Here is a 21737-nt window from a genome sequence, read left to right on the forward strand (position 1 = left end):
CCTCCTTTGGATTCGTTTCTAAACCATACCCAAAATCCTCTGCAAACTTCGGTTCAACAAAAAAAGAGACTTCACACCAGTCTCTTCATAAACAGAGATCACTCAAAAAATTTCCTGAGAAATAATGTGGCAACACTCGTTACTAACGCAATTGCCGTATACATAACAACCCAAAATATGAATGAGCTATTCCCCGAAGCTAACGTAACTAACAATATCAAGCTCGTGATAAGAACGATGAGCGGTGCCACCCAAAATCTTTTAAATAAAAAATGACCCGCTATACCAAATACACCTGCGACGATCGGAAAACCAAAAACGATAAATAAAACGGCGATGGCTCCCATACTACCCTCCTTGCCTTAAAACCTCTTCATCACCTCAACATCATACAGCTTCAAATGACTCTTCGGCGTCACGACATCCTTTACCTTCCCAATCTCTTTTTCTTTCATTTTCTTTCCGGTTTTCAGGCTGTACTGTTCAATGTAGGCAGGCTTGTGATACGTGTATGTGAAGAAATAGAGGCTGCTGCCTTTTTGGGTGATTTCTTTGAATTCGGCTTTCATTTTGTCCGGGGAAAGGGTGAAGACGATGCTTGTTTTTCCTGTCTTGGCATCGATTTTGTGTACCTTTCCGAAGCCGTCAATGAAATACAGGTTCCCGTCATAAGGGAAAAAGCTGTTTTTAAAGCTGAAGGGCATGGAGCTGTATATCGTTTGTTCGTCGTTTTTGTATTCGGCGATATCGTGCAGCTCTACTTCGCCGCTTTTTTTGTTGATCTTGACCATTTGATAGAGATCGTGGGCTTTTTGGCCGCGAACCATAACATACACAGCTTGGTCGTCCACGGCAAGTTGGGATTCGACTGAGGCTCCTTCCCGGTACTGCCATTCCGTTATGCTGAGATAGGTAAGCTTCTTCTGATCTGCTTGAATCTGAAGGAGCTGATAGCCTTTTCCGTCATCTGTCGGGACGAGTGCGTAAATGGCGCCATCATGGAAACCGGAGGCTCGGATGTAGTAGGGGATGACGTCTTTTTTCCACTCTCCGTCCATTTGGCGGTACAGCTCTGAGCGGTATCCGTCTCCCTTTTTGTCGTAGCCGGAGTTGTATAAGGTGTAAAAGCCGTCCGTGTTTTGCAGAAAGCCCGCGCTGTCGCCTGTGTGCTGATAGGTTCTTTTATGGGAGCGCAGGCCGTTTTTGATCGTATAAATCGTGTTTTTGTCCTCCAGCATCACGCTGTCACCGTGAACCTTTGCTGAGCCCAGCTCAAGGCCCTTCATCTGAAAGGAAGACAGCGTCCCGTCATGGCTGATAAACAGGGCGTAGCTCTTCCCGCCGCCAAATGCATCTTGATCCGCAGAGGATGAGAAATACAGCAGGACTTCTTTGTCATCCAGGAAATCGGGATTTCTGAGATCCTGCTGACTCACGGTTTTATGGCTTTTGAGAGGAGAAATGAAGACAAATAGTGCGATTCCTGCGAGAATCAGCATGGCGATGGTAATCATCCACTTTTTCATAGCCTTCTCCTTAGTAAATGGTCATAATGGTTGTCGTATAAGAAGAACTAGTGATGTCGCGCGGATACACGCCTAAGCCTCCGTTGCTGTCTATATCAATCCCTGCTTTCAGCAAAAAGGCAGACCATAGGAGCTTTGAACAGTTTTTGGCGCCGTCATGGCCGGTATTTCTGTTATTGACGAAGTTAAATGAGTATGGGTCGCCGACTTTTGATACCGCCCAGTCGGCAGCAGCTGTTTTTTGAGATGAGGATACGCTGACGGTTTGCACAATGGAGTTGTCTTCCACGTCTCTGGCATTATACGCGATCTGCCTGACGCCGTCGCTCGGGACAGATTCAACAATTTTGTCAGCGGCGGAGTACATGCCGACATGGCCGTGATTGTAGTAGGCTGTGTAGGAGTTCGTGTAATAGATATTGCCTTTCGCGCTTGTCGGGAGTTTTTTCGTGCCGGACGAGCCGCCCATGATAGACATGCCGCTTTCCTTGGCGAGCCGGTCCCCCTCTGCTTTATCAGCCGTGATCTCCTTATAGAACTGTTTTAGGATAACGTCCTGCTTTACGTGCTGCTGTTTGGCAATCTGGCTGGCAGATTTCATGATTTCTTCCGGTGTCGTGCCTGGCTGCAGTGCGGCGATTTCTTCAGCATAATTTGTGGTCTTTACGGCTTTGGCGGGAGTAACAAACAGGCCGCCGCACATTGTGAGCGCTACCAAAAACATCGACACTCGTTTCTTCAACTTCATTACATCTCCTCTTTTCTTGTGAGTGTAGGAAAGGTAATTTCCTCACCCACATTATATTAGGAAAATAAGGAAAGTAACTAGGTTATTTACAGAATTTTTAGAAATCGTTTACAGAAAAAGGCCTTTATCAGGCCCTTTTCGTTAAAGCTTCTTGCTCATCACTACGTCTGTTTCTTGAAATCCGGTTTGCTCATATAGCTTTCGAGCCGTCTGATTATGGGCAAAGACATGAAGGGACAGCTTGCGGATTCCCATACTGCGTGCCGCTTGATCTAATGCCGCCAATGCTTGCTTTGCGTAGCCCTTTCCCCGATACGGTTCATATAACCCGAAATCATAAATAAACGCTTCCTGCTGCGGATGCTCCGGTTCAGCATGTATCCAGAGCCAGCCAACGATATCCTTTTCATTCAGCTTGAGGCTCCACAAATGGTGATGGGGTGTTTCCAGCCCTCTCGGAAGCAGATTAGAAAACGCCTGCTTAGACAAAAGCTGTGCATCTTCAGGCAGCCATGTTCCCGCTTTTACCTTTTCTTTCGCGTAATGCTTTGTTGTGTACGTGAGATAAGACCGAAATTCTTCTGTCTGCATAGGGCTCAGCATAATTGTCATATCATCTCTCCTTCATATATTGACTAGAGGATTTTACATAAAATAGAAAGAGGTGTTACTATCAGAATAAGCAACTGAGATTGATAAGTCACTAGAGAAAGGAGTTTCACATGAATAAGATCGCACCCGCAGAAATCGCTAGCATGCTCAACGATTGGTACCTTGCTATCAAGAAACATGAAGTTGAAGAGTCCTCCCGTTTATTTGAAGAAGTGAAGCCTTTATTGGATGACATGGAAGAGGATCAGGAGGTGCTGGCCTACTTCTCCTTATTGGAACTGCGCCACAAGGTTTTGCTTCACGAGGCGAGAGGACAGGGCTTTCAGCATGAGGAGCCTTCTCATATGAATGCTACGTCTGACATGCTGAAATATTACTTTTTTCTGTTTGAAGGCATGTATGAGGCCTATAAAAATAATTATGACATTGCCATTGGGCTGTATAAAGATGCAGAGCAGTATCTCGACAACATTCCCGATCCGATTGAAAAAGCCGAATTTCACCTGAAGGTCGGAAAGCTCTATTATAAGCTTGGACAAAATATTGTATCCCTCAATCATACACGGCAAGCAGTCAAAACATTCAGAGAAGAGACAGATTATAAAAAGAAGCTGGCTTCAGCGCTGATTACCATGTCAGGCAATTTTACAGAGATGAGCCAGTTTGAAGAAGCTGAGGCTTATTTGGACGAAGCAATTCGGATCACGAGTGAATTAGAGGATCATTTTTTTGAAGCCCAGCTTTTGCATAACTTCGGCCTTCTTCATGCGCAAAGCGGCAAATCAGAAGAAGCGGTTTCGAAATTAGAGGAGGCTCTACGGAACGATGAGTATGCCCGCTCCGCCTATTATTATCATTCTGCCTACTTGCTGATACGAGAACTGTTTAAGATCAAAAAGAAAGAACAGGCCTTATCTTATTACCAAGACGTGAAGGAAAAATTGACTGCTGAGCCGAATAGAATATGTGAGGCAAAAATAGACATTTTATATACCATTTATGCAGAAGGGGGTCATGCGGAAACGTTTCACTTATGCAAACAACATATGGATGACTTGTTGTCCGAGAAAGAGTATGACAGTGTAAGAGAACTTTCCATTTTGGCTGGCGAACGGTATAGGGAACTTGAGCTTTACAAAGAAGCTGCCCACTTTTTTTATGAAGCATTACAGATTGAAGAACTGATTAAACGAACGGAGGTTATATAAATGAAAAGATTTCTGATTGGCGCAGGCGTCGCAGCGGTGATTTTATCAGGTTGGTTTATTGCAGACCATCAAACCCACTCACAGGAAATGAAAGTCGCTGAGAAAATGATTGGATAAATGAAAAACCCCCGCGGGTGCGGGGGTTCAATTTAACGAAAGAATCCTAAAACGGTTTGTAGTTTTAGGATTCTTTCATCTTTTCAGCGTGATTGAAAACCCTTGAAGTCTAGGAAGAACGAGCATTGGAGCGCAGCGAATGTTTGGAATTCGTGAGCACCGAAGCGCAGGCCTGACAACGAATGCGAGGGTTTGTCGACACGCTGAAACCCCCGCGGGTGCGGGGGTTTTCTTATTACAGCAGCTTCTTCCCTAACAGGGATTCTACGAGCTCTACTGCTGTTTTGCCTGTTTTGTTTTTGTGATCAAGGATCGGGTTAACCTCAACGAATTCGGCTGAGGTAATGATGCCTGCGTCATACAGCATTTCCATAGCCAGATGGCTCTCCCGGTAGCTGATGCCGCCGACGACAGGGGTTCCGACACCCGGTGCGTCGTTCGGATCAAGTCCGTCCAGATCAAGGCTCAGATGGACGCCATCACATGCTGATAAATAATCAAGGGTTTCTTCAATGACCTTTGTCATGCCAAGACGGTCGATTTCGTGCATTGTGTACACCTTCATGCCGCTTTCCTTAATGTACTTGCGCTCCCCTTCATCAAGTGACCGGGCGCCAATGATAACGACGTTTTCCGGTTTGATTTTAGGCGCGTAGCCTTCAAGGTTAACCAGTGACTCGTGGCCAATGCCGAGGCTGACCGCGAGCGGCATGCCGTGAATATTGCCCGATGGTGAAGTTTCAAGTGTATTCAGATCGCCGTGCGCGTCATACCAGATGACGCCGAGATTATCGTAATGCTTCGCTGTGCCTGCAAGCGTGCCGATCGCAATACTGTGGTCACCGCCCAGGACAAGCGGGAATTTTTTCTCTTCAATGACTTTGTTGACCTTTTGCGCGAGTTTTTCATTTCCCGCCAAAACGGAATTCAGGTTTTTCAGTTCCTCGTCATTTTTGATTTTTTCGCGGTTGATCGGAATGTCACCGAGATCTTCAACCGTATACCCCATGTCCGACAGCCGCTCGATCAGATGAGCGTACCGGATGGCGCTCGGGCCCATATCCACTCCGCGTCGTGCTTGTCCTAAATCCATTGGCATTCCAATAACCGAAATCGTTTTATCCATCTGTGATTCCACCTCAACATTTAAGATAATGTCCTATGCGGGTTATAACAAAGATGACTTGCGGACAACGTTTTTAAAGCTCTAGCTGACGATTTGCCTGCTGGCGTTTTTTAATGACGACATGATAAATGATGTAGCAAATGACCATAAACGGTACGCCGCAATACAGCGCGATACGCTGCTCCGGATCAAATGCAAGACTGATGAGCACGACCGTATTTAATGTTAGGCCGATCAGCGGAAGCACCGGGTACAGCGGTGTTTTAAATTTCAAATCTTCTATCTTCCCGCCCTCACGGATATATTTGCGTCTGAACATGATTTGGGAAAGCGAGATCGTAATCCAGCCGACCTGCGCGCTCATGCCCGCCAAAGATAACAGTACCATATATACGGTTTCAGCCTGCGCAAACTTTGTCAGAAGTGATAGGCAGGCCACAGCCATCGTTACGATTAACGAGTACATCGGTACACCGCGCTGATTTGTTTTGCCAAGCGCTTTGAAGGCTTGTCCTTCATTCGCCATCGCGTACAGAATACGTGTTGATGCGTATAAACCTGAGTTCGCAACAGATAACAGTGCGATTAAAATAACAAAGTTCATGATATCAGCTGCATATGGGATTCCGATTTGCTCAAATACGGCAACAAATGGACTTTCCACGACACCCGCCTGTTTCCACGGAATCATGCCGGCAATGACAATGATTGAAAGCACAAAGAACACAAGCGTTCTCCATACTGTCTGTTTGATGGACCGCGGAATCGTTTTTTCAGGGTCTTCACTTTCTCCGGCTGCAACCCCGATCAGCTCAGTCCCCTGAAACGCAAAGTTCACAGTAATCATCGTAATCAGCATTGCCTTTATGCCGTTCGGAAATAACCCGTCTTCATAAAAATGTGTCAAAAACGGCGCCTGCTCTCCGCCCTTCAGATCAATCAGGCCAAACATGGCAGCTCCGCCGAGAATAATAAATAAAAGGATAATCAAAATTTTAATGCCTGAGAACCAGAATTCAGATTCCGCAAAGGCTTTTGTGGTGATCGCATTTAAAATAAACATCAGTGCCGCAAAGACCAGACACCAGATCCACACGTCTATATGCGGAAACCAGCGTTGCATCAGCTGCCCCGCTGATAAAAATTCAATGGCGCATGTAACCGCCCAGCCGAGCCAGTACAGCCAGCCGAACGCAAACCCGAAGGCCGGGCTGATAAATTTCGTGGCATAGGTCTGGAAGGACCCCGACACAGGAAAGGCGACTGCCAGCTCTCCTAAGCAGAGCATGGTCAAAAACATGATAAAGCCGCCCACTAAATAGGACAGAACCGCGCCGAGCGGTCCCGCTTGGTTAATGGTAAACCCGGTTCCAAGGAAGAAACCGGTTCCGATCACTCCGCCCAATGAAATCATGAACAAATGGCGTGATTTCATTGTCCGCTGGAGCTGATTTCCGTTATCTTGGTTTGTATTCACATTCTGCACCCCTTCAGCAACTTGTATTGGATCTAAGCTGGAACATCTGCATGGTGCTATCCCAGTTTGCTGTCCAAAGAGTCTCTATCTATTTAATATAAAATTCACTTCTTCTCATAAAGATACATTATACTAAAATACTGTAGCTGAGCAAATAGGGAGTGCTGATTTTTCTGTTGTAAATTTATACAAACGAAGTGAATATCCCGCCATGGTGCGGATTTATGCGTTTCGCAGCACGTGCTTAATTTTCTCTATCGCCCAATCCAAGTCCTCTTTGGAAATGATTAATGGCGGTGCAAAACGAATGACTGTATCATGCGTTTCCTTGCATAAAAGTCCCTCTTCCTTCAAACGCTCACAATACGGACGTGCCGCTTCAGTCAATTCCACACCGATAAACAGCCCTCTGCCGCGGACTTCTTTAATGACAGGGCTGTCAATACTCTCAAGCTCGCTTTTAAAGTATTCACCAAGTTCAAGAGAACGATCCGCCAGCTTTTCATCCTCCAGCACTTCTAATGAAGCGATAGACACTGCACATGCAAGCGGGTTTCCACCAAATGTTGAGCCGTGTGAGCCAGGGTTAAACACGCCTAGGATCTCGCGGTCCGCCGCAATGCAAGAGATCGGGAACACACCGCCGCCAAGCGCTTTGCCCAAGATATACATATCCGGAACAATGCCGTCCCAGTCACAGGCAAACGTCTTGCCTGTACGTCCGAGACCCGTCTGAATTTCATCCGCAATAAACAAGACATTCTCTTCCTTACAAATCGCCGCCGCTTCCTGTAAAAATCCTTCAGGCGGAATCACAATGCCCGCTTCGCCTTGAATCGGTTCAAACAAGAATGCCGCTGTATTCGGCGTAATGGCCTGTCGAAGCGCTTCCACATCGCCGTAAGGAATGAGTTTGATTCCTGGAAGCATCGGGCCGAATCCTCGTTTATATTCCTCTTCAGAAGAAAGAGATACCGCCAGCATCGTGCGGCCGTGGAAGTTCCCGACACATGCGATAATTTCCGCTTGATTGTCAGCTACGCCCTTCACTTCATACGCCCAGCGTCTCGCCGCTTTCACCGCGGATTCAACCGCTTCGGCTCCTGTATTCATCGGCAGAATCATCTCTTTGCCTGTCAGTTTAGCTGTTTTTTCGTAAAACGGCCCAAGCTGATCGTTATGAAACGCGCGTGACGTGAGGGTGATTTTATCAGCCTGATCCTTTAATGCCTGAATGATTTTCGGGTGTCTGTGCCCCTGGTTTACCGCAGAGTAAGCACTCAGCATATCCATATATTCATTGCCTTCCGGGTCCTTTACCCAAGCACCCAGCGCTTCAGAAATAACAATCGGGAGCGGGTGATAATTGTTGGCTCCGTAATGAGACGTCTGATCAATAATTTCTTTGGATTTAGATAAAGCTGTCATATTTGAATTCCCCCTTGTTTTCTGTTTCAACATGTTATCCTGCTTTCCCTTTATATAAATGCAAGTTCTGTGCCAAATCAAGAATTCGTGTGTTTTCTACAATTTTCGAGGACAAGGTGCAAAAACATTCTGATATTTCGAGCGAAAATTTCAGCAAGTGCAAAATTCTTTTGCATATCCTCTCCGTTTTTTTATAAAATAGAAGCAATATTAAGAAAATAATTGAGGGAGGTTCATACAGTGGTCAAAGACAGCGAATTCCTCACATTGGTTTTTCAGAGTATTTTAGATGAAATCGATGTTGGCCTGCACGTGGTAGACGAGCATGGAAACACAATCGTTTATAACAATAAAATGATGCAGATTGAAGATATGGAGAAGCATGACGTCTTGAATAAAAACCTGATGGATGTGTTTATGTTTTCAAAGCAGCAGGACAGCACACTGGTACAGGCTCTTCAGGAAGGCAAGACGATTAAAAACGTCAAACAGAGCTATTTCAATAATAAAGGCCAGGAAATTACGACGATCAATCATACATATCCCATCGTCCAAGACGGCAAAATCAGGGGCGCCGTTGAAATTGCCAAGGATGTGACAAAGCTGGAACGGCTGATCAGGGAGAATATGAACAAAAAAGGCAGCACAACCTATACGTTTGACAGTATTCTCGGCACCAGTCCGGCCATTCAAGACGTCATCGAAAACGCCAAGCGGGCAACCCGTACGTCATCATCTGTCCTTCTAGCAGGCGAAACCGGCACGGGAAAAGAACTGTTCGCGCAAAGTATCCATAATGGAAGCGATCGTTCTGGCGGCCCGTTTATTTCGCAAAACTGCGCGGCACTGCCAGACAGCCTTGTGGAAAGCATTTTGTTTGGGACGAAAAAAGGCGCGTTTACCGGCGCTGTCGACCAGCCCGGCCTGTTTGAACAAGCCCACGGCGGCACACTGCTGTTAGATGAAATCAACTCGCTGAATCTCAGCCTTCAGGCGAAGCTGCTGCGCGCCCTTCAAGAACGGAAAATCAGGCGCATCGGTTCAACAAAGGATACACCGATTGACGTACGTATTATTGCCACGATGAATGAAGACCCAATTGATGCAATTGCAGGCGAACGAATGCGGAAGGACTTGTATTACAGGCTGAGTGTCGTCACACTGATCATCCCGCCGCTTCGGGAACGAAAAGAAGACATTTTGCTTCTCGCGTCGGAGTTCATCCAGAAAAACAACCATCTGTTCCAAATGAATGTTGAACACATCAGCGATGACGTGAAGCAATTTTTCCTTTCTTATGACTGGCCGGGAAATATTCGCGAGCTTGAGCATATGATCGAAGGCGCAATGAATTTCATGACGGACGAGCAAACGATTACGGCTTCCCATCTGCCCTATCAATACCGCATGAAAATCAAGCCGGCTGACATCCCAGAGCCGGAAACACCAAGACACCAGCCAGCCGCGGACTTAAAAGAAAAAATGGAAAGCTTCGAAAAATATGTGATAGAGAACGTGTTAAGAAAACACGGCCATAACATCTCGAAAGCTGCTCAGGAGCTTGGCATCAGCAGACAAAGCCTCCAATATCGGCTGAAGAAATTTTCTCACTCGTCTAACGAATAATCCGGAGCAGGAAGCCTGATCAGAAAAACAGTGCCTCTGCCGATTTCACTTTTCACTTCAATCGTCCCATTGTGATTGTCGATAATCGATTTCGTTATGGCAAGGCCTAATCCCGAACCTCCATATTTCCGGGAGCGGGATGGGTCTGCCTTGTAAAACCGGTCAAACACTAAAAAACGTCACTTCTTATGCATTGAAGAAAGAAAATGGCACCTATGTGTATCACAGCCAGCAACCACACGGTACAAACCATTAAAGTCCATGCAAATAACGGAAGTATTTGCAGCTAACTGCCATTTGCTGTTTCACGTGTAACATCCATCTTGTATTTTTCTTCATATTCGATATATCCTTTTTCAACTGAACGGGCGTGACCCCTGTTCAGTTTTTTTTGCATATCAAAACAGCCTGGCAACGATGCCAGACTGCTTTTATTAACTGCCTAATTGGTCTGCGGAGGACAGCTTGATATCAACAGATTTTTCTTTTCCGCCGCGATAAAACTTCACCTTCACCCGGTCACCGACTTTTTTCTGATAAAGCCGTTTTCGCAGGTCAACAATATCATTTACTTTGTATCCGTCAAATTCCGTGATGACATCCAGTTCCTTCAGCCCCGCTTTTCCGGCAGGTGAAAAGGCGTCTACACCCATCACAACCGCTCCATTGGTGACGTTCTTAGGAAGCTTTAATGTTTCATCCCAATGATAGCTTGCGATGTCACTTAGCGATTTCATCTCAATGCCAAGGAACGGGCGTTTGACCTTTCCGTATCTCTCTAAATCCTCTATCACAGGGATCACGAGCTTAGACGGAATGGACAGGCCAATCCCTTCAACCGCTGACTCGGCAATTTTCATTGAATTGATGCCAATGACCTTCCCATCCATATTTAACAAAGCGCCGCCGCTGTTCCCAGGGTTAATGGCCGCATCTGTTTGCAGGACTTCAGCGTTCCAGTCAGGCTGTCCATCACCGTTTGAATCTACTGGGATCGCCCTCTCCGTACCCGAGATGACGCCTTGTGTGACAGAGCCTGCAAACTCAAGGCCTAACGGGTTCCCGATCGCAATAACCGGCTCCCCAGACTTCACTTTATCTGAATTTCCGAAATCAGCGACTGCTTTAATCTTATCGCTTTTCACCCGTAAAACGGCAAGGTCCATCAGCTGGTCGCTGCCGACAAGATCAGCTGATACACGTGAGCCGTCTTTCAAGCTGATTTCAATTTGGGAAGCGCCTTCGATGACATGATGGTTGGTCACGACATAAGCGGAATGGTCATTTTTCTTATAGATGACGCCAGAGCCGCTCCCAGCCTCGCCGCTCTCTCCCCAAATATCTGATTTTTGGATGTTCACAACACCGACAACGGCGGGCGACATATTGCTGACAATCTTGGTGACGGCATTGTTGACACTGACATTCACCGTCCTGATTGATTCCCGGCCATTGTTGTTTTGCTGCTGATCTAAGGCGCCTGTATCCAGCCCTTCATTTGAAAGGTACGGCATGATAAACGCCATTAATACGGCACCGACAATCACGCCAATCAGACTCGAAAGAAAATATCCTTTTTTGCTTCTCTTTGGCTGTTCAGGAGTAGTATGTTCTTCCTCACGTTCGTAATCCACCATATTCCATCCTTTCCAAGAACGTTAATATGGTTATATTGTGGGTTAGAAACTCCTAGAATAGTCATGATTTACATAGAAAAATTATACAGCGCAAAGCGGAGTGGCCTTCTTCGGATCGGTGTCGTATAAGTCAAATGTCTCACCCGTCACAAATCCTTTAGAAGCCAATGTCTGCTGCACAGACATTCTTGCCAGCTCCTTCATGTTGTTGTCCTGGCTCAAATGCGCCAGGTAAATACGAGACGTCTCATCGCCAATGACATCCGTCATCGCCAAGGCAGCATCTTCATTTGACACGTGCCCGACGTCACTTAAAATCCGCCGCTTAATGCTCCATGGGTATCTTCCCATTTGCAGCATACCGACATCGTGATTGCTTTCAAACACAAATACATTCGCTGAACGGATAATGCCTTTCATCCGGTCGCTGACATATCCCGTATCTGTCATTAACGCGAGCTTTCGGCCGCTATAATGGAATACATAAAACATCGGTTCCGCCGCATCGTGGGAAACGCCAAACGATTCAACATCAAGTCCGCCGAACGACTTCACCGTCTCCATTGGAAATACAAACTTTTGATCGGTGTCAATTTTGCCGATTTGATTCTCCATCGCTTTCCAAGTCTTCTCATTCGCATAGATCGGAAGCTTGTACTTTCTGGCGACGACACCAAGGCCCTTAATATGGTCACTATGCTCATGCGTCACAAAAATGCCGTCTACATCATCCAGCTTACGCCCGATCTGCGCCATCAGCCCATCCATGGCTTTTCCGCTCAAACCGGCGTCCACTAAAAATGCGTGATCCTCTGTTTCGAGGTAAAACGCATTTCCCGTACTCCCGCTCGCAAGTACGCTAAATTGCAAGCTCATGTTTGTCTCACTCCATTATTTTCATTGATCTGTATCTAAAATCGTACTCTCCAAAGCATTCACAGTAAAATACTCTTGTACTGTCTTTTTCTCACCGTTCACTTTTTTCTCGTACTCGACCGTAATTCTCCATACCGGCGCCAGCACCTGCGTACTTGTCAGCGGATATTGTGCTACATAGCCGAATTTACAGCTCTTCACAGTACTGTATTCTTTTAATTGATTTTGATAGTACAATAGCTCAACCGCATCCATTTCAGTAATTAAGCTTTCTTTCTGGATTTGCTTGAAGGTCTCAAGCGTAGTCTGGTCGTATGACACAACCTCGTTTTTACCGTTTAAGTGCAGCACCACTTGCCCGATCATATTAGAGGGATTGTCGGTCTTTTGGTAAATATAATGACCTTCGTACGTTTGGAAGAAAATAATTTCTTTCTTCGATTTATCAACCTTCCAAAGCTTATATTTTTCGCCATCTTGAATTTTCGAAGAAACAAGTGCCTGAGCATCGTCCTCGATATCCTTCTTTGATAGTGCGATTGGATTTGCAAACTTCATTTTCAGGCTCGTTACTTTATGATCATCACTAGGCATGTCCATCAAAGGCTTTTGATCCTTCAGCGCCTCAATTTCCTCCTTGGAGAAAGACTTTTGATTTGCCGTGATCCGATAGCCTTCTGTTGCTTCCTTATTCAAGCCTTCATACGTGATATGATCGGCCTTCATGTCATGCTCGACATCATTTTTAATGACTTCATATTCTTTGCCGGTAGCCTGCCATTTTTGAAAAAACTGATAGCCTAAGAAAATATCTAAAATGAGGAAGGCAACGATGAAGATTGATTTTGTCTTATTCCACTCCACTGTTAGCCCCCTCCTTCCTCAATAAATCCTTTGTAATCGGCACAATTTTTCCATTTACTTTCATCGCCCAAACCGGTTCCAGTTCAACGAGAGGATCATCGTTGGTTGATGTTGATACCAATTGATAAGCAAGGAAGATCTGATCAATTTTGTCCGTATCATAAGCGGTTTGTTTCGAAAGCAGCATCTTCACTTCGCTGCCGCCCATGAGCTCTGTTTCACTTGTTTTAATCGGATTCGTTCCGAGACTGTAATTCGGCCGCTTATAGCTGAGAATATCATCATTCGCCCATTGCACCGTAATCGCCGATGTCGCCCCGAAAGGTTTGGCGGTGCTGTTAATGACCGGGATCTGATCCATAAAAATATAGAAGCTCAACTGCTGGCTGTCATTGATATTGAAAAATTGATAGTGATCCGTCCAGCTTCCGGTATCCTCAAGGTATTTTTGGCTCTTTTTGATTAATTCACCTGTTTGATAGGATGTGCTCTGCACCAAATTGCGCTGCTGAAATTGCACCTGTCTCTGGCTTAGATTCACATCTAACCGGCTGATCCCATCTGTCAGCACATTTCTGTTGTTGTAATTCGAATCTTCTCTTACAATGCTCGGATCACTAAACAAAGCCTGCTTAAAGGTATTTGTTTTAATCGATTCTGTGACAAATTCTTTTTTGTCCATCGTAAGCGGTTTGTTCGGCAGCAAGAACTCTTTCTTTGAGCCAATGGAGAACAAACTGAACGCCGGCATATTTGATTGCCTGTTTTTCAAGTCGTTCATAATGTTCCGGTAGTTTGCTGATTCAACCGTCACTTCAAGAATGAGCTGCTTGCTGTATGACACCAAATAGATTTTCTTGTTCGCTTTTGTTTCATTGAACGGGATCAGAATATGGTCAAACGAACTGTATTCAAACGACTGATTAGACCATTTAAACAGCGTTTGGAAAATATCAATCGGGATCGTATCGCTGAATTGCAAGTCAAGCTTGGCTTCAGAACCGCCTATTCCATAAAACCAGCTTTTGAATCCAGCCTTGTCATACTGATCCGAAATATCTTTAATTCCTTTCACATCCCAATGCGGCAAGTCAGACCAAATTTCTTCATAGAGGGCATTGTCATCCACTTTGTAATGAGCGCCGTCATCATGGATAAACATGTCCCTTGGCCTTACCGTTTCAGACAGCTTTTGGGTGGTTTTTTCGATTTTATGTTTCACACGAACAGTAGACTCTGTTGAGGATGAGCCTTCAGAAAAGTTTGGCTGGAACGTCCATATCCCCCATGTAAAAACAAGACTGATGACGACGAGTACCGTAAGTAATATCGTTTTTATATTTTCACGCTTCATCCCAATCATCCTCTTGTTCCTCTTTATATGGAAGAGTAAATGTAATCGTCGTGCCTTTTCCTTCTATGCTGTCCGCCCAAATATCTCCACCGTGCGCCTGTACCATTTCCTTGGCAATCGCCAATCCCAGACCGGTGCCGCCAAGCTTTCTCGTTCTCGCTTTATCCACCCTGTAGAAGCGGTCAAAGACTTTTTCGACATCTTTTTTCGGAATGCCGATCCCTTCATCCTTCACGCTGATATAGAGAAGTTCTTCCTCTTCATTGACATCAATCGAGAACGTGACATGTCCGCCTTCCGGTGAATATTTTAAAGCGTTAGAAATAATATTATCGAGCACCTGCGTTATTTTATCCTGGTCAATCTCGACATACAGATCTCTGTCCGGCAGATTGCGGATAAACTCCACATGCTGCTCTTTTGTCATTTCAAAACGGTCAATAATAAGTGACATAAACCGGACAATCTGAATCCATTCCCGGTTAAATTGATAATCTTTACTGTCAAATTTCGACAGCTGAAGCAGATCATTGACAAGCCGGATCATACGCTCTGTTTCATTTTGCGTCACCATTAAGAAGCGCGGAGCAATGTCTTTATTTTCCCACGCGCCTTCAGCTAACGCTTCTAAATAGCTGCGCATTGTCGTAAGCGGCGTCCGCAGCTCATGTGATACATTCGCAACGAATTCTCTGCGTTCCTGATCCATTTTCTCTTGTTCGGTTACATCGTAAATGACAGCGATTAAACCATCAATTTTGCCGTGTTCCCTTTGAATCACAGAGAAATTCACGCGAAGCACCGTTAATTCATCATCGCGCTCAATTTCAAGCAGCATAGAATCCTGCTGCTCCACTAAATCTTCAAAAGTATAATTCTCTTGAAGCCCCAGCAAACTCGTAATCGGCATTTCTAAGGCTGTTTCACGTGAAACGTTCAACAGCTCCAGAGCCGGGCTGTTTAAGAGAATAATTGCTCCGTTTCGGTTTGTGGCGATTACGCCGTCTGTCATATAGGCAATGACAGAGGCTAGCTTTCTGCGTTCTCCTTCAGTCATCGCCTGGGCATCTTCAAGCTCTCTCGTTAAGTGGTTAAACGTTGTGGCCAGCTGCCCAATTTCATCATGCCCGTACTTTTTAACCTTCCTCGAGAAATTCCCTTTCGCAAGCTCCATCGCCTGCTTTCGCATATCTGAAAGCGGGTGGGTAATGGTTCTTGCCAGAAAAATACCGAGAAGAGCCGTCAAAACAAGTGCCAAACCTGTGCCGGACGCCAATATCGTGTTGATCGTCTTCATTTGATTAAAGACATCTTCCATACTCGCGACAACATAGATCGCGCCGACAACCTCTTGGTTTTCAGTCATGACAGGCTTCGCGGAAATAAGAACTCTGATTTTGCTTTTCGGGTCATAATATTTTCTTAAATACGACTGTTTGGTAGAAAAAATTCTTTTGAAAATCAGATCGGTCGTTTGTTTCCCAGCCACTTCCTCACCGTACGGCTTTGAAGAACCGACCACTTCATAGCTTTTATCTACAAAGCTAATTTCCCGAACCTCATCACTTTTCGTGAAGTCATTCAAAATACGGCTGACGTCATCCTTTATGACGGTACTGTCGTTATCGCTCTTATATTCTTGTTCGATATAATAAGAAAGGTTGTCGATTCGCTGATTCAGCGATTGTTCATAAGAGCTGATCAGCGACTTCTCTACCTGATTGACAAAATACACACCAATGATTTGCATGGCAATGATAATCAAAAGCACATAAATCAAGGTAATCTTAAATTGGATCGACCGAAAAAAACCAACCTTATTCATATGGGCATTAGTCCTGTTCTGGGTTTCTCAAGTAATAACCTACACCACGGCGTGTGACGATCCAATTTGGATGGCTCGGGTTGTCCTCGATTTTTTCACGAAGCCGGCGGACTGTTACGTCAACCGTTCTGACATCGCCGAAGTAATCATAGCCCCAAACGGTTTGAAGCAAATGTTCACGGGTCATCACTTGTCCGATATGTTTTGCTAAATAATGAAGCAATTCGAACTCACGATGAGTCAATTCGATTGTTTCGTCTCGTTTTGATACAACGTACGCGTCAGGGAAGATGACGAGAGAGCCGATATGAATCTCGTTAGAGGAAGGCTCTTCCTCCGCAGGCGCTGTTGTCAGCTGGCGGCGCAGGTTCGCTTTTACACGCGCCAAGAGCTCGCGTGTGCTGAATGGTTTTGTGACATAGTCATCAGCACCGATTTCAAGCCCGATAACCTTGTCAATTTCTGAATCCTTAGCCGTCAGCATAATGATTGGCATATCGTATTTCTTTCTGACTTCGCGGCATACTTCAACGCCGTCTTTATTTGGGAGCATAATATCTAAAAGAATTAAATCAGGCTGAAGCTCTTCTACCATTTCAACGGCTTCGTTTCCGTCGTGGGCACAGTGCACTTCATAGCCTTCTTTTCTTAAGTTAAATTCCAATATATCTGCAATCGGTTTTTCATCATCTACTACAAGGATCTTTTTATCCATCATTTTGATTTTCCTCCTGCCGAATGACTTCATTTCATCTATATAACATTCGTTTCATCACTTATGGCCCATGTAAAGAATGGGTCCTTGTCTATTATAACGGTTTAAGGTCAAAAGATAAAAAAAATAAAGGTTTAGAAAAAAAACACATGTTTCACCTTTATCGCCAGTTGTTTATCTATTGTCATGCTGGTCAACTTTTTTTAAAAAAGATAACTTTATTGAAACCTCCCCTCACCGGAGTGCGTCTTTATCAATGACGTCTTCTTCTTTGAACCGGCCGCAGGGCCGGTTCTCCCTTTTTCTTCTATTATAACACTCCTCATGTTTGCCTTTTTCCTAAAAGAAAAAACGCACCTACGATTGCAGATGCGTTTGGTAAGTGGCTCGGGACGGAATCGAACCGCCGACACACGGATTTTCAGTCCGTTGCTCTACCAACTGAGCTACCGAGCCAAATGTTTTATTTTTCTCTACTAAGTAAAGTAAAATGGCGGTCCGGACGGGACTCGAACCCGCGACCTCCTGCGTGACAGGCAGGCATTCTAACCAACTGAACTACCGGACCTTACAGTAATTGCCCGGAGAGCTGTCGTGTCAGCTCTCACAGACAAATAAGGAATTTAGCAATAACGCTAAAGTAAATCAATGACCCGTACGGGATTCGAACCCGTGTTACCGCCGTGAAAGGGCGGTGTCTTAACCGCTTGACCAACGGGCCTTCACGAAATGGTGAGCCATGAAGGACTCGAACCTTCGACCCTCTGATTAAAAGTCAGATGCTCTACCAACTGAGCTAATGGCTCTTAAAGATGTCGGAATTTCTATAGAGCAAACGACTTAAATCTAGTTCTCATCTTGTACTCTATTGAAGCAGTTTCCGTAACAACGAGATTTATAATATCACGAACAAATAGAAGTGGCAATAACTTTTTTGGTTTTTTTTCATATTTTTTTCTCAGACCAACTTATATGCGGCTTTCAAACAAAAAACAAGCCCCTTAAATAGGGGCTTGCAGACATATTCTATTTAGTTCGCACGGTACACACTGCGAAGGACATTTGTTTGTGAGCGGTCTGGACCGACAGAGAAAATAGAAAGCGGAATGCCTGTCAGCTGAGACACACGCTCAAGATAATGGCGCGCATTTTCCGGAAGCTCGCTCAAGCTCTTCGCACCTGTAATATCCTCAGTCCAGCCCGGCATTTCTTCATATACCGGCTCACATTCAGCAAGTGCCTTAAGACTTGCTGGGAATTCTTCAATGATTTCGCCTTTGTAGCGGTACGCCACACAGATTTTCAACGTTTCAATTCCTGCTAGGACGTCAATTGAGTTCAGAGAAAGATCTGTAATTCCGCTCACACGGCGGGCGTGGCGGACAACAACGCTGTCAAACCAGCCGACACGGCGCGGGCGGCCTGTTGTTGTTCCATATTCGCGTCCGACTTCACGGATTTGATCGCCGATTTCATCTTTCAGCTCAGTCGGAAAAGGACCGTCGCCGACACGAGTCGTATATGCTTTTGATACACCGACAACGTGCTTGATTTTGGTCGGGCCGACACCAGAACCGATCGTGACACCGCCGGCAACCGGGTTAGATGACGTAACAAACGGGTATGTTCCTTGGTCGATATCGAGCATAACCCCTTGTGCGCCTTCAAATAATACACGGCGCCCTTCATCAAGAGCATCGTTTAAGACAACAGATGTATCGCAAACATACTTTTTAATCTGCTGTCCGTACTCATAATATTCGTCTAAGATATCCTCAAGTTTAAACCCTTCTGTCTCGTACATTTTCTCGAGAAGACGGTTTTTTTCTTCAAGATTGCGCTCAAGCTTTTCCGCAAACGCGTCACGGTCTAACAGATCCGCGATGCGAATTCCGATGCGGGCTGCTTTATCCATGTAAGCAGGGCCGATTCCTTTTTTCGTTGTGCCGATCTTGTTAGCCCCTTTACGCTCTTCTTCCACTTCATCCAATTTCAAATGATACGGCAGAATGACGTGAGCTCTGTTGCTGATTCTCAGGTTATCTGTACTCACGTTGCGCTCATGAAGATACGCAAGCTCTGTGACTAATGCTTTCGGATCTACAACCATTCCGTTTCCGATTACACACGTTTTATCCTTATAGAAAATTCCAGACGGGATTAAGTGAAGCTTATATGTGATTCCGTCAAACTTGATTGTATGCCCTGCGTTATTTCCGCCTTGATAACGGGCGATCACTTCTGCATTTTCTGATAGGAAATCTGTAATTTTACCTTTTCCTTCATCGCCCCATTGCGTACCTACTACAACTACTGAAGACATGTCCGTGCACCTCCGTTAACCTTTCAAAACGATTCTATTCAAACAAATCAAGTTTATCAGTGAAGAAACAGAAAGTCAATTGTAAATCCGAACATTAATTTATTGTAAATCTATATTCGTTCGCTTCCATTCGTTTTATAAGCGTTTTCTCACTGCTTTGTCATAAAAAGCTTGCGAAACTTTCATCCTTTAGCATAAGAAAGAATCACTTGCCTGATATCCCTTTTGAATTCATAAAAACGATCCGCCAGCCGTCCGGGTCCTCTATCGTCACGCCCCCATTGCTCCAGTACGGGTTCTCTGATTCGACCTCTTGATAGCCCATGTGCTTTAGCTTTGAAGTGATCGCTGCCAGTTCAACTGCATTCGGCACATAAAAAACAAGAAGGCTGTCGGGATGGGGAACGGGGGCAGTGCTTCCCCCTTCATACTGGGTGAATTCCAAATGATAATCGGCATGAGGAAGGCCGAACATGACACCGTCATACCCGTTATGCTGTGAAAATTCTCCTATTCGTTTCAAACACAGTCCCTCTTCGTAAAAACGAATAATCTCATCAAGCTGGCCCGTAGGACGCGCAATTCGGATTTGTGCTGCTTGAAAAGACGAAAAACGTTTTCCCATATTGTTACCATCTCCTTTTTGCACCATTTTATTAAAACGCTTTCAATTTTTCATCCGCTGAGCGAACGTCATTTCTTCCATCTTTCGAATGAAAAAAACCCCAAGAGCAGCTCTTGGGGCTTATGCGCCGGGCGGAACGCCTGCGTCATCAAAACGCCGTTCCAGGTTGACGAATTTGTTGTATTCTTTTACGAACGCAAGAGACACGGTTCCTACCGGGCCGTTACGCTGTTTGGCGATAATAATTTCGATAATATTTTTATTCTCGGTTTCTTTGTCATAGTAGTCATCACGATAAAGGAACGCGACAATATCCGCGTCCTGCTCGATACTTCCTGATTCCCGGATATCAGACATCATCGGACGTTTATCCTGACGCTGCTCAACACCCCTGGAAAGCTGAGAAAGCGCGATAACAGGGACTTGCAGCTCCCTCGCAATCGACTTCAGTTCACGGGAAATTTCAGATACTTCCTGCTGACGGTTGTCCTTTGAACGACCGCTTCCCTGAATCAATTGCAGGTAATCGATCAAAATCATGCCCAGCCCGCTTTCCTGCTTCAAGCGGCGGCACTTGGCACGGATTTCACTCACTCGAATACCCGGTGTATCATCGATGTAAATCCCGCTGTTCGATAGGCTTCCCATTGCCATCGTCAGCTTGCCCCAATCCTCTTCGGTCAGGTTACCTGTACGGAGATTCTGGGCATTGATATTTCCCTCGGCACAGAGCATACGCATAACGAGCTGCTCGGCACCCATCTCAAGACTGAAAATCGCTACGCTCTCATCGGTCTTCGTCGCCACGTTTTGTGCGATGTTCAGGGCAAAGGCTGTTTTCCCTACTGAAGGACGGGCAGCCACAATGATCAAGTCGTTGCGCTGGAAACCCGCAGTCATCCGGTCAAGCTCCGTAAACCCTGTTGGAATTCCCGTGATATCACCTTTTCGATTGTGAAGCTGTTCGATATTATCATAGGTCTGGACAAGGACGTCCTTAATATTTTGGAAGGCACTCGTGTTTTTGCGCTGTGCCACTTCCATAATCGTTTTTTCCGCTTCACTGAGTAAATCCTCGACCTCATCCTCACGGGTATACCCGTCTTGAGCAATCGTTGTCGCAGTTCTGATTAATCGGCGAAGAATCGATTTTTCCTCAACGATTTTCGCGTAATATTCTATGTTAGCCGCTGTCGGCACCGAGTTTGCGATATCTGTCAAATATGAAATACCGCCTACTTCTTCCAGCAGGTCTGTGTTCGCAAGCTCTGATGTAACTGTCACCAGATCAACCGGTTCACCTCGGTCACCGAGCACCAGCATCGCATTATAGATTTTTTGGTGGGACATTCTATAGAAATCATCTGGAATCAATACTTCTGAAGCCAGTGTTAAAGCAGACGGCTGTAAAAAAATAGCGCCTAACACGGCTTGTTCGGCTTCTATATTTTGCGGAGGAAGCCGGTCATTCAGAAGGTCTGTCATGCTAAGCACCGTCCTCTCATTAAAAAATCTCCAACCTCCATTCTACCATTTCTACAGAAAAAAAATAGAAAAATTGTCTGTTTCCTGTTTTTTTCAGTTAGCAGATTGGATCGTTTCGGACAGTAACAAGGCGGGAAAAATGCAATAAAACATAAGGGAGGAATG

At 45.3% G+C, this 21737-nt stretch carries 20 protein-coding genes, 4 tRNA genes and 1 pseudogene; 3 read left to right on the forward strand and 22 right to left on the reverse strand.

Translation table 11 applies throughout. From position 1 onward, the window contains the following. Positions 1 to 98: 98 nt before the first annotated feature. From SB658_RS17625 to SB658_RS17640, 4 genes are all read right to left on the reverse strand, one after another. Complete coding sequence (locus SB658_RS17625; protein ID WP_003243630.1) at positions 99 to 347, reverse strand: DUF2651 family protein; 249 nt, start codon at positions 345 to 347, stop codon at positions 99 to 101. A gap of 15 nt (positions 348 to 362) precedes the next feature. After that, positions 363 to 1526 carry a hypothetical protein gene (locus tag SB658_RS17630; protein ID WP_003243905.1) on the reverse strand — a complete coding sequence of 388 codons (1164 nt, stop codon included), beginning with the start codon at positions 1524 to 1526 and terminating at the stop codon, positions 363 to 365. A gap of 10 nt (positions 1527 to 1536) precedes the next feature. Continuing rightward, positions 1537 to 2274: a YiiX/YebB-like N1pC/P60 family cysteine hydrolase gene (locus SB658_RS17635; protein WP_003243470.1), complete on the reverse strand. Its 738-nt coding sequence runs from the start codon at positions 2272 to 2274 to the stop codon at positions 1537 to 1539. A 141-nt stretch (positions 2275 to 2415) separates the two neighbouring features. Continuing rightward, complete coding sequence (locus SB658_RS17640; RefSeq protein WP_021481071.1) at positions 2416 to 2886, reverse strand: GNAT family N-acetyltransferase; 471 nt, start codon at positions 2884 to 2886, stop codon at positions 2416 to 2418. A 110-nt stretch (positions 2887 to 2996) separates the two neighbouring features. Here SB658_RS17640 and rapG point away from each other — a divergent pair, with 110 nt between their 5' ends. Both rapG and SB658_RS17650 read left to right on the forward strand, forming a co-directional pair. Beyond that, a complete protein-coding gene (rapG, locus tag SB658_RS17645) occupies positions 2997 to 4094 on the forward strand; it encodes a response regulator aspartate phosphatase RapG (protein WP_046664038.1) in 1098 nt (365 codons plus the stop codon). Further along, a complete protein-coding gene (locus SB658_RS17650) occupies positions 4095 to 4211 on the forward strand; it encodes a Phr family secreted Rap phosphatase inhibitor (RefSeq protein ID WP_003226961.1) in 117 nt (38 codons plus the stop codon). A 235-nt stretch (positions 4212 to 4446) separates the two neighbouring features. On the opposite strand, the gene rocF is transcribed toward SB658_RS17650, so the two are convergent. The 3 genes from rocF to rocD form a co-directional block, all read right to left on the reverse strand. Then, positions 4447 to 5337 carry an arginase gene (gene rocF / locus SB658_RS17655; protein WP_003226959.1) on the reverse strand — a complete coding sequence of 297 codons (891 nt, stop codon included), beginning with the start codon at positions 5335 to 5337 and terminating at the stop codon, positions 4447 to 4449. A 73-nt stretch (positions 5338 to 5410) separates the two neighbouring features. Beyond that, positions 5411 to 6814, reverse strand: a complete 1404-nt coding sequence (locus SB658_RS17660) for an amino acid permease (protein ID WP_014481465.1) — start codon at positions 6812 to 6814, stop codon at positions 5411 to 5413. Positions 6815 to 7036: 222 nt separating this feature from the next. Continuing rightward, positions 7037 to 8242: an ornithine aminotransferase gene (gene rocD, locus SB658_RS17665; RefSeq protein WP_003242970.1), complete on the reverse strand. Its 1206-nt coding sequence runs from the start codon at positions 8240 to 8242 to the stop codon at positions 7037 to 7039. 240 nt (positions 8243 to 8482) lie between these two features. Between rocD and rocR the strand changes: the two genes are divergently transcribed. Then, entirely contained in the window at positions 8483 to 9868 is a 1386-nt protein-coding gene (gene rocR / locus SB658_RS17670; RefSeq protein ID WP_003244510.1) for an arginine utilization regulatory protein RocR, read from the forward strand. On the opposite strand, the pseudogene SB658_RS17675 reads toward rocR, so the two are convergent. The 15 genes and pseudogenes from SB658_RS17675 to dnaB form a co-directional block, all read right to left on the reverse strand. Continuing rightward, a pseudogene (locus SB658_RS17675) lies at positions 9850 to 10038 on the reverse strand (ATP-binding protein); the annotation flags it as partial. The gene rocR and the pseudogene SB658_RS17675 sit on opposite strands and share 19 nt — an antisense overlap. Positions 10039 to 10154: 116 nt before the next feature. Continuing rightward, on the reverse strand, positions 10155 to 10283 hold the full coding sequence (locus SB658_RS17680) for a hypothetical protein (RefSeq protein ID WP_003242634.1): 129 nt from the start codon (positions 10281 to 10283) through the stop codon (positions 10155 to 10157). A 19-nt stretch (positions 10284 to 10302) separates the two neighbouring features. Continuing rightward, complete coding sequence (htrC, locus tag SB658_RS17685; RefSeq protein WP_009969578.1) at positions 10303 to 11505, reverse strand: serine protease HtrC; 1203 nt, start codon at positions 11503 to 11505, stop codon at positions 10303 to 10305. A gap of 81 nt (positions 11506 to 11586) precedes the next feature. Beyond that, the gene (locus tag SB658_RS17690) at positions 11587 to 12381 is read right to left on the reverse strand and encodes an MBL fold metallo-hydrolase (RefSeq protein WP_003242676.1); all 795 of its coding nucleotides are present in this window, start codon (positions 12379 to 12381) and stop codon (positions 11587 to 11589) included. A 21-nt stretch (positions 12382 to 12402) separates the two neighbouring features. Then, positions 12403 to 13245, reverse strand: a complete 843-nt coding sequence (walI, locus tag SB658_RS17695; protein ID WP_003244037.1) for a WalRK two-component regulatory system regulator WalI — start codon at positions 13243 to 13245, stop codon at positions 12403 to 12405. Next, positions 13232 to 14599, reverse strand: a complete 1368-nt coding sequence (walH, locus tag SB658_RS17700) for a WalRK two-component regulatory system regulator WalH (protein WP_003242498.1) — start codon at positions 14597 to 14599, stop codon at positions 13232 to 13234. Before walH ends, walI begins: the two co-directional genes overlap by 14 nt. Further along, positions 14589 to 16424, reverse strand: coding sequence for a cell wall metabolism sensor histidine kinase WalK (gene walK, locus SB658_RS17705; protein ID WP_009968432.1), 1836 nt, complete (start codon positions 16422 to 16424; stop codon positions 14589 to 14591). The genes walH and walK overlap by 11 nt, the downstream gene beginning before the upstream one ends. A 7-nt stretch (positions 16425 to 16431) precedes the next feature. Then, positions 16432 to 17139 carry a cell wall metabolism DNA-binding response regulator WalR gene (gene walR / locus SB658_RS17710; RefSeq protein WP_003244363.1) on the reverse strand — a complete coding sequence of 236 codons (708 nt, stop codon included), beginning with the start codon at positions 17137 to 17139 and terminating at the stop codon, positions 16432 to 16434. 383 nt (positions 17140 to 17522) lie between these two features. After that, positions 17523 to 17595 (reverse strand) — tRNA-Phe (locus SB658_RS17715). Between the two features lie 35 nt (positions 17596 to 17630). Beyond that, positions 17631 to 17707, reverse strand: a tRNA-Asp gene (locus SB658_RS17720). Positions 17708 to 17788: 81 nt separating this feature from the next. Further along, positions 17789 to 17860: transfer RNA gene (locus SB658_RS17725), tRNA-Glu, on the reverse strand. Positions 17861 to 17869: 9 nt separating this feature from the next. After that, positions 17870 to 17945: transfer RNA gene (locus SB658_RS17730), tRNA-Lys, on the reverse strand. A 224-nt stretch (positions 17946 to 18169) separates the two neighbouring features. Further along, on the reverse strand, positions 18170 to 19462 hold the full coding sequence (purA, locus tag SB658_RS17735; protein WP_003243325.1) for an adenylosuccinate synthase: 1293 nt from the start codon (positions 19460 to 19462) through the stop codon (positions 18170 to 18172). A 205-nt stretch (positions 19463 to 19667) separates the two neighbouring features. Beyond that, positions 19668 to 20087: a VOC family protein gene (locus SB658_RS17740; RefSeq protein ID WP_003243491.1), complete on the reverse strand. Its 420-nt coding sequence runs from the start codon at positions 20085 to 20087 to the stop codon at positions 19668 to 19670. A gap of 120 nt (positions 20088 to 20207) precedes the next feature. Further along, complete coding sequence (gene dnaB / locus SB658_RS17745) at positions 20208 to 21572, reverse strand: replicative DNA helicase (RefSeq protein ID WP_003226923.1); 1365 nt, start codon at positions 21570 to 21572, stop codon at positions 20208 to 20210. Positions 21573 to 21737 lie beyond the last annotated feature (165 nt).

This window comes from Bacillus sp. SIMBA_008 (assembly GCF_046535495.1).
Taxonomy (GTDB): domain Bacteria; phylum Bacillota; class Bacilli; order Bacillales; family Bacillaceae; genus Bacillus; species Bacillus subtilis.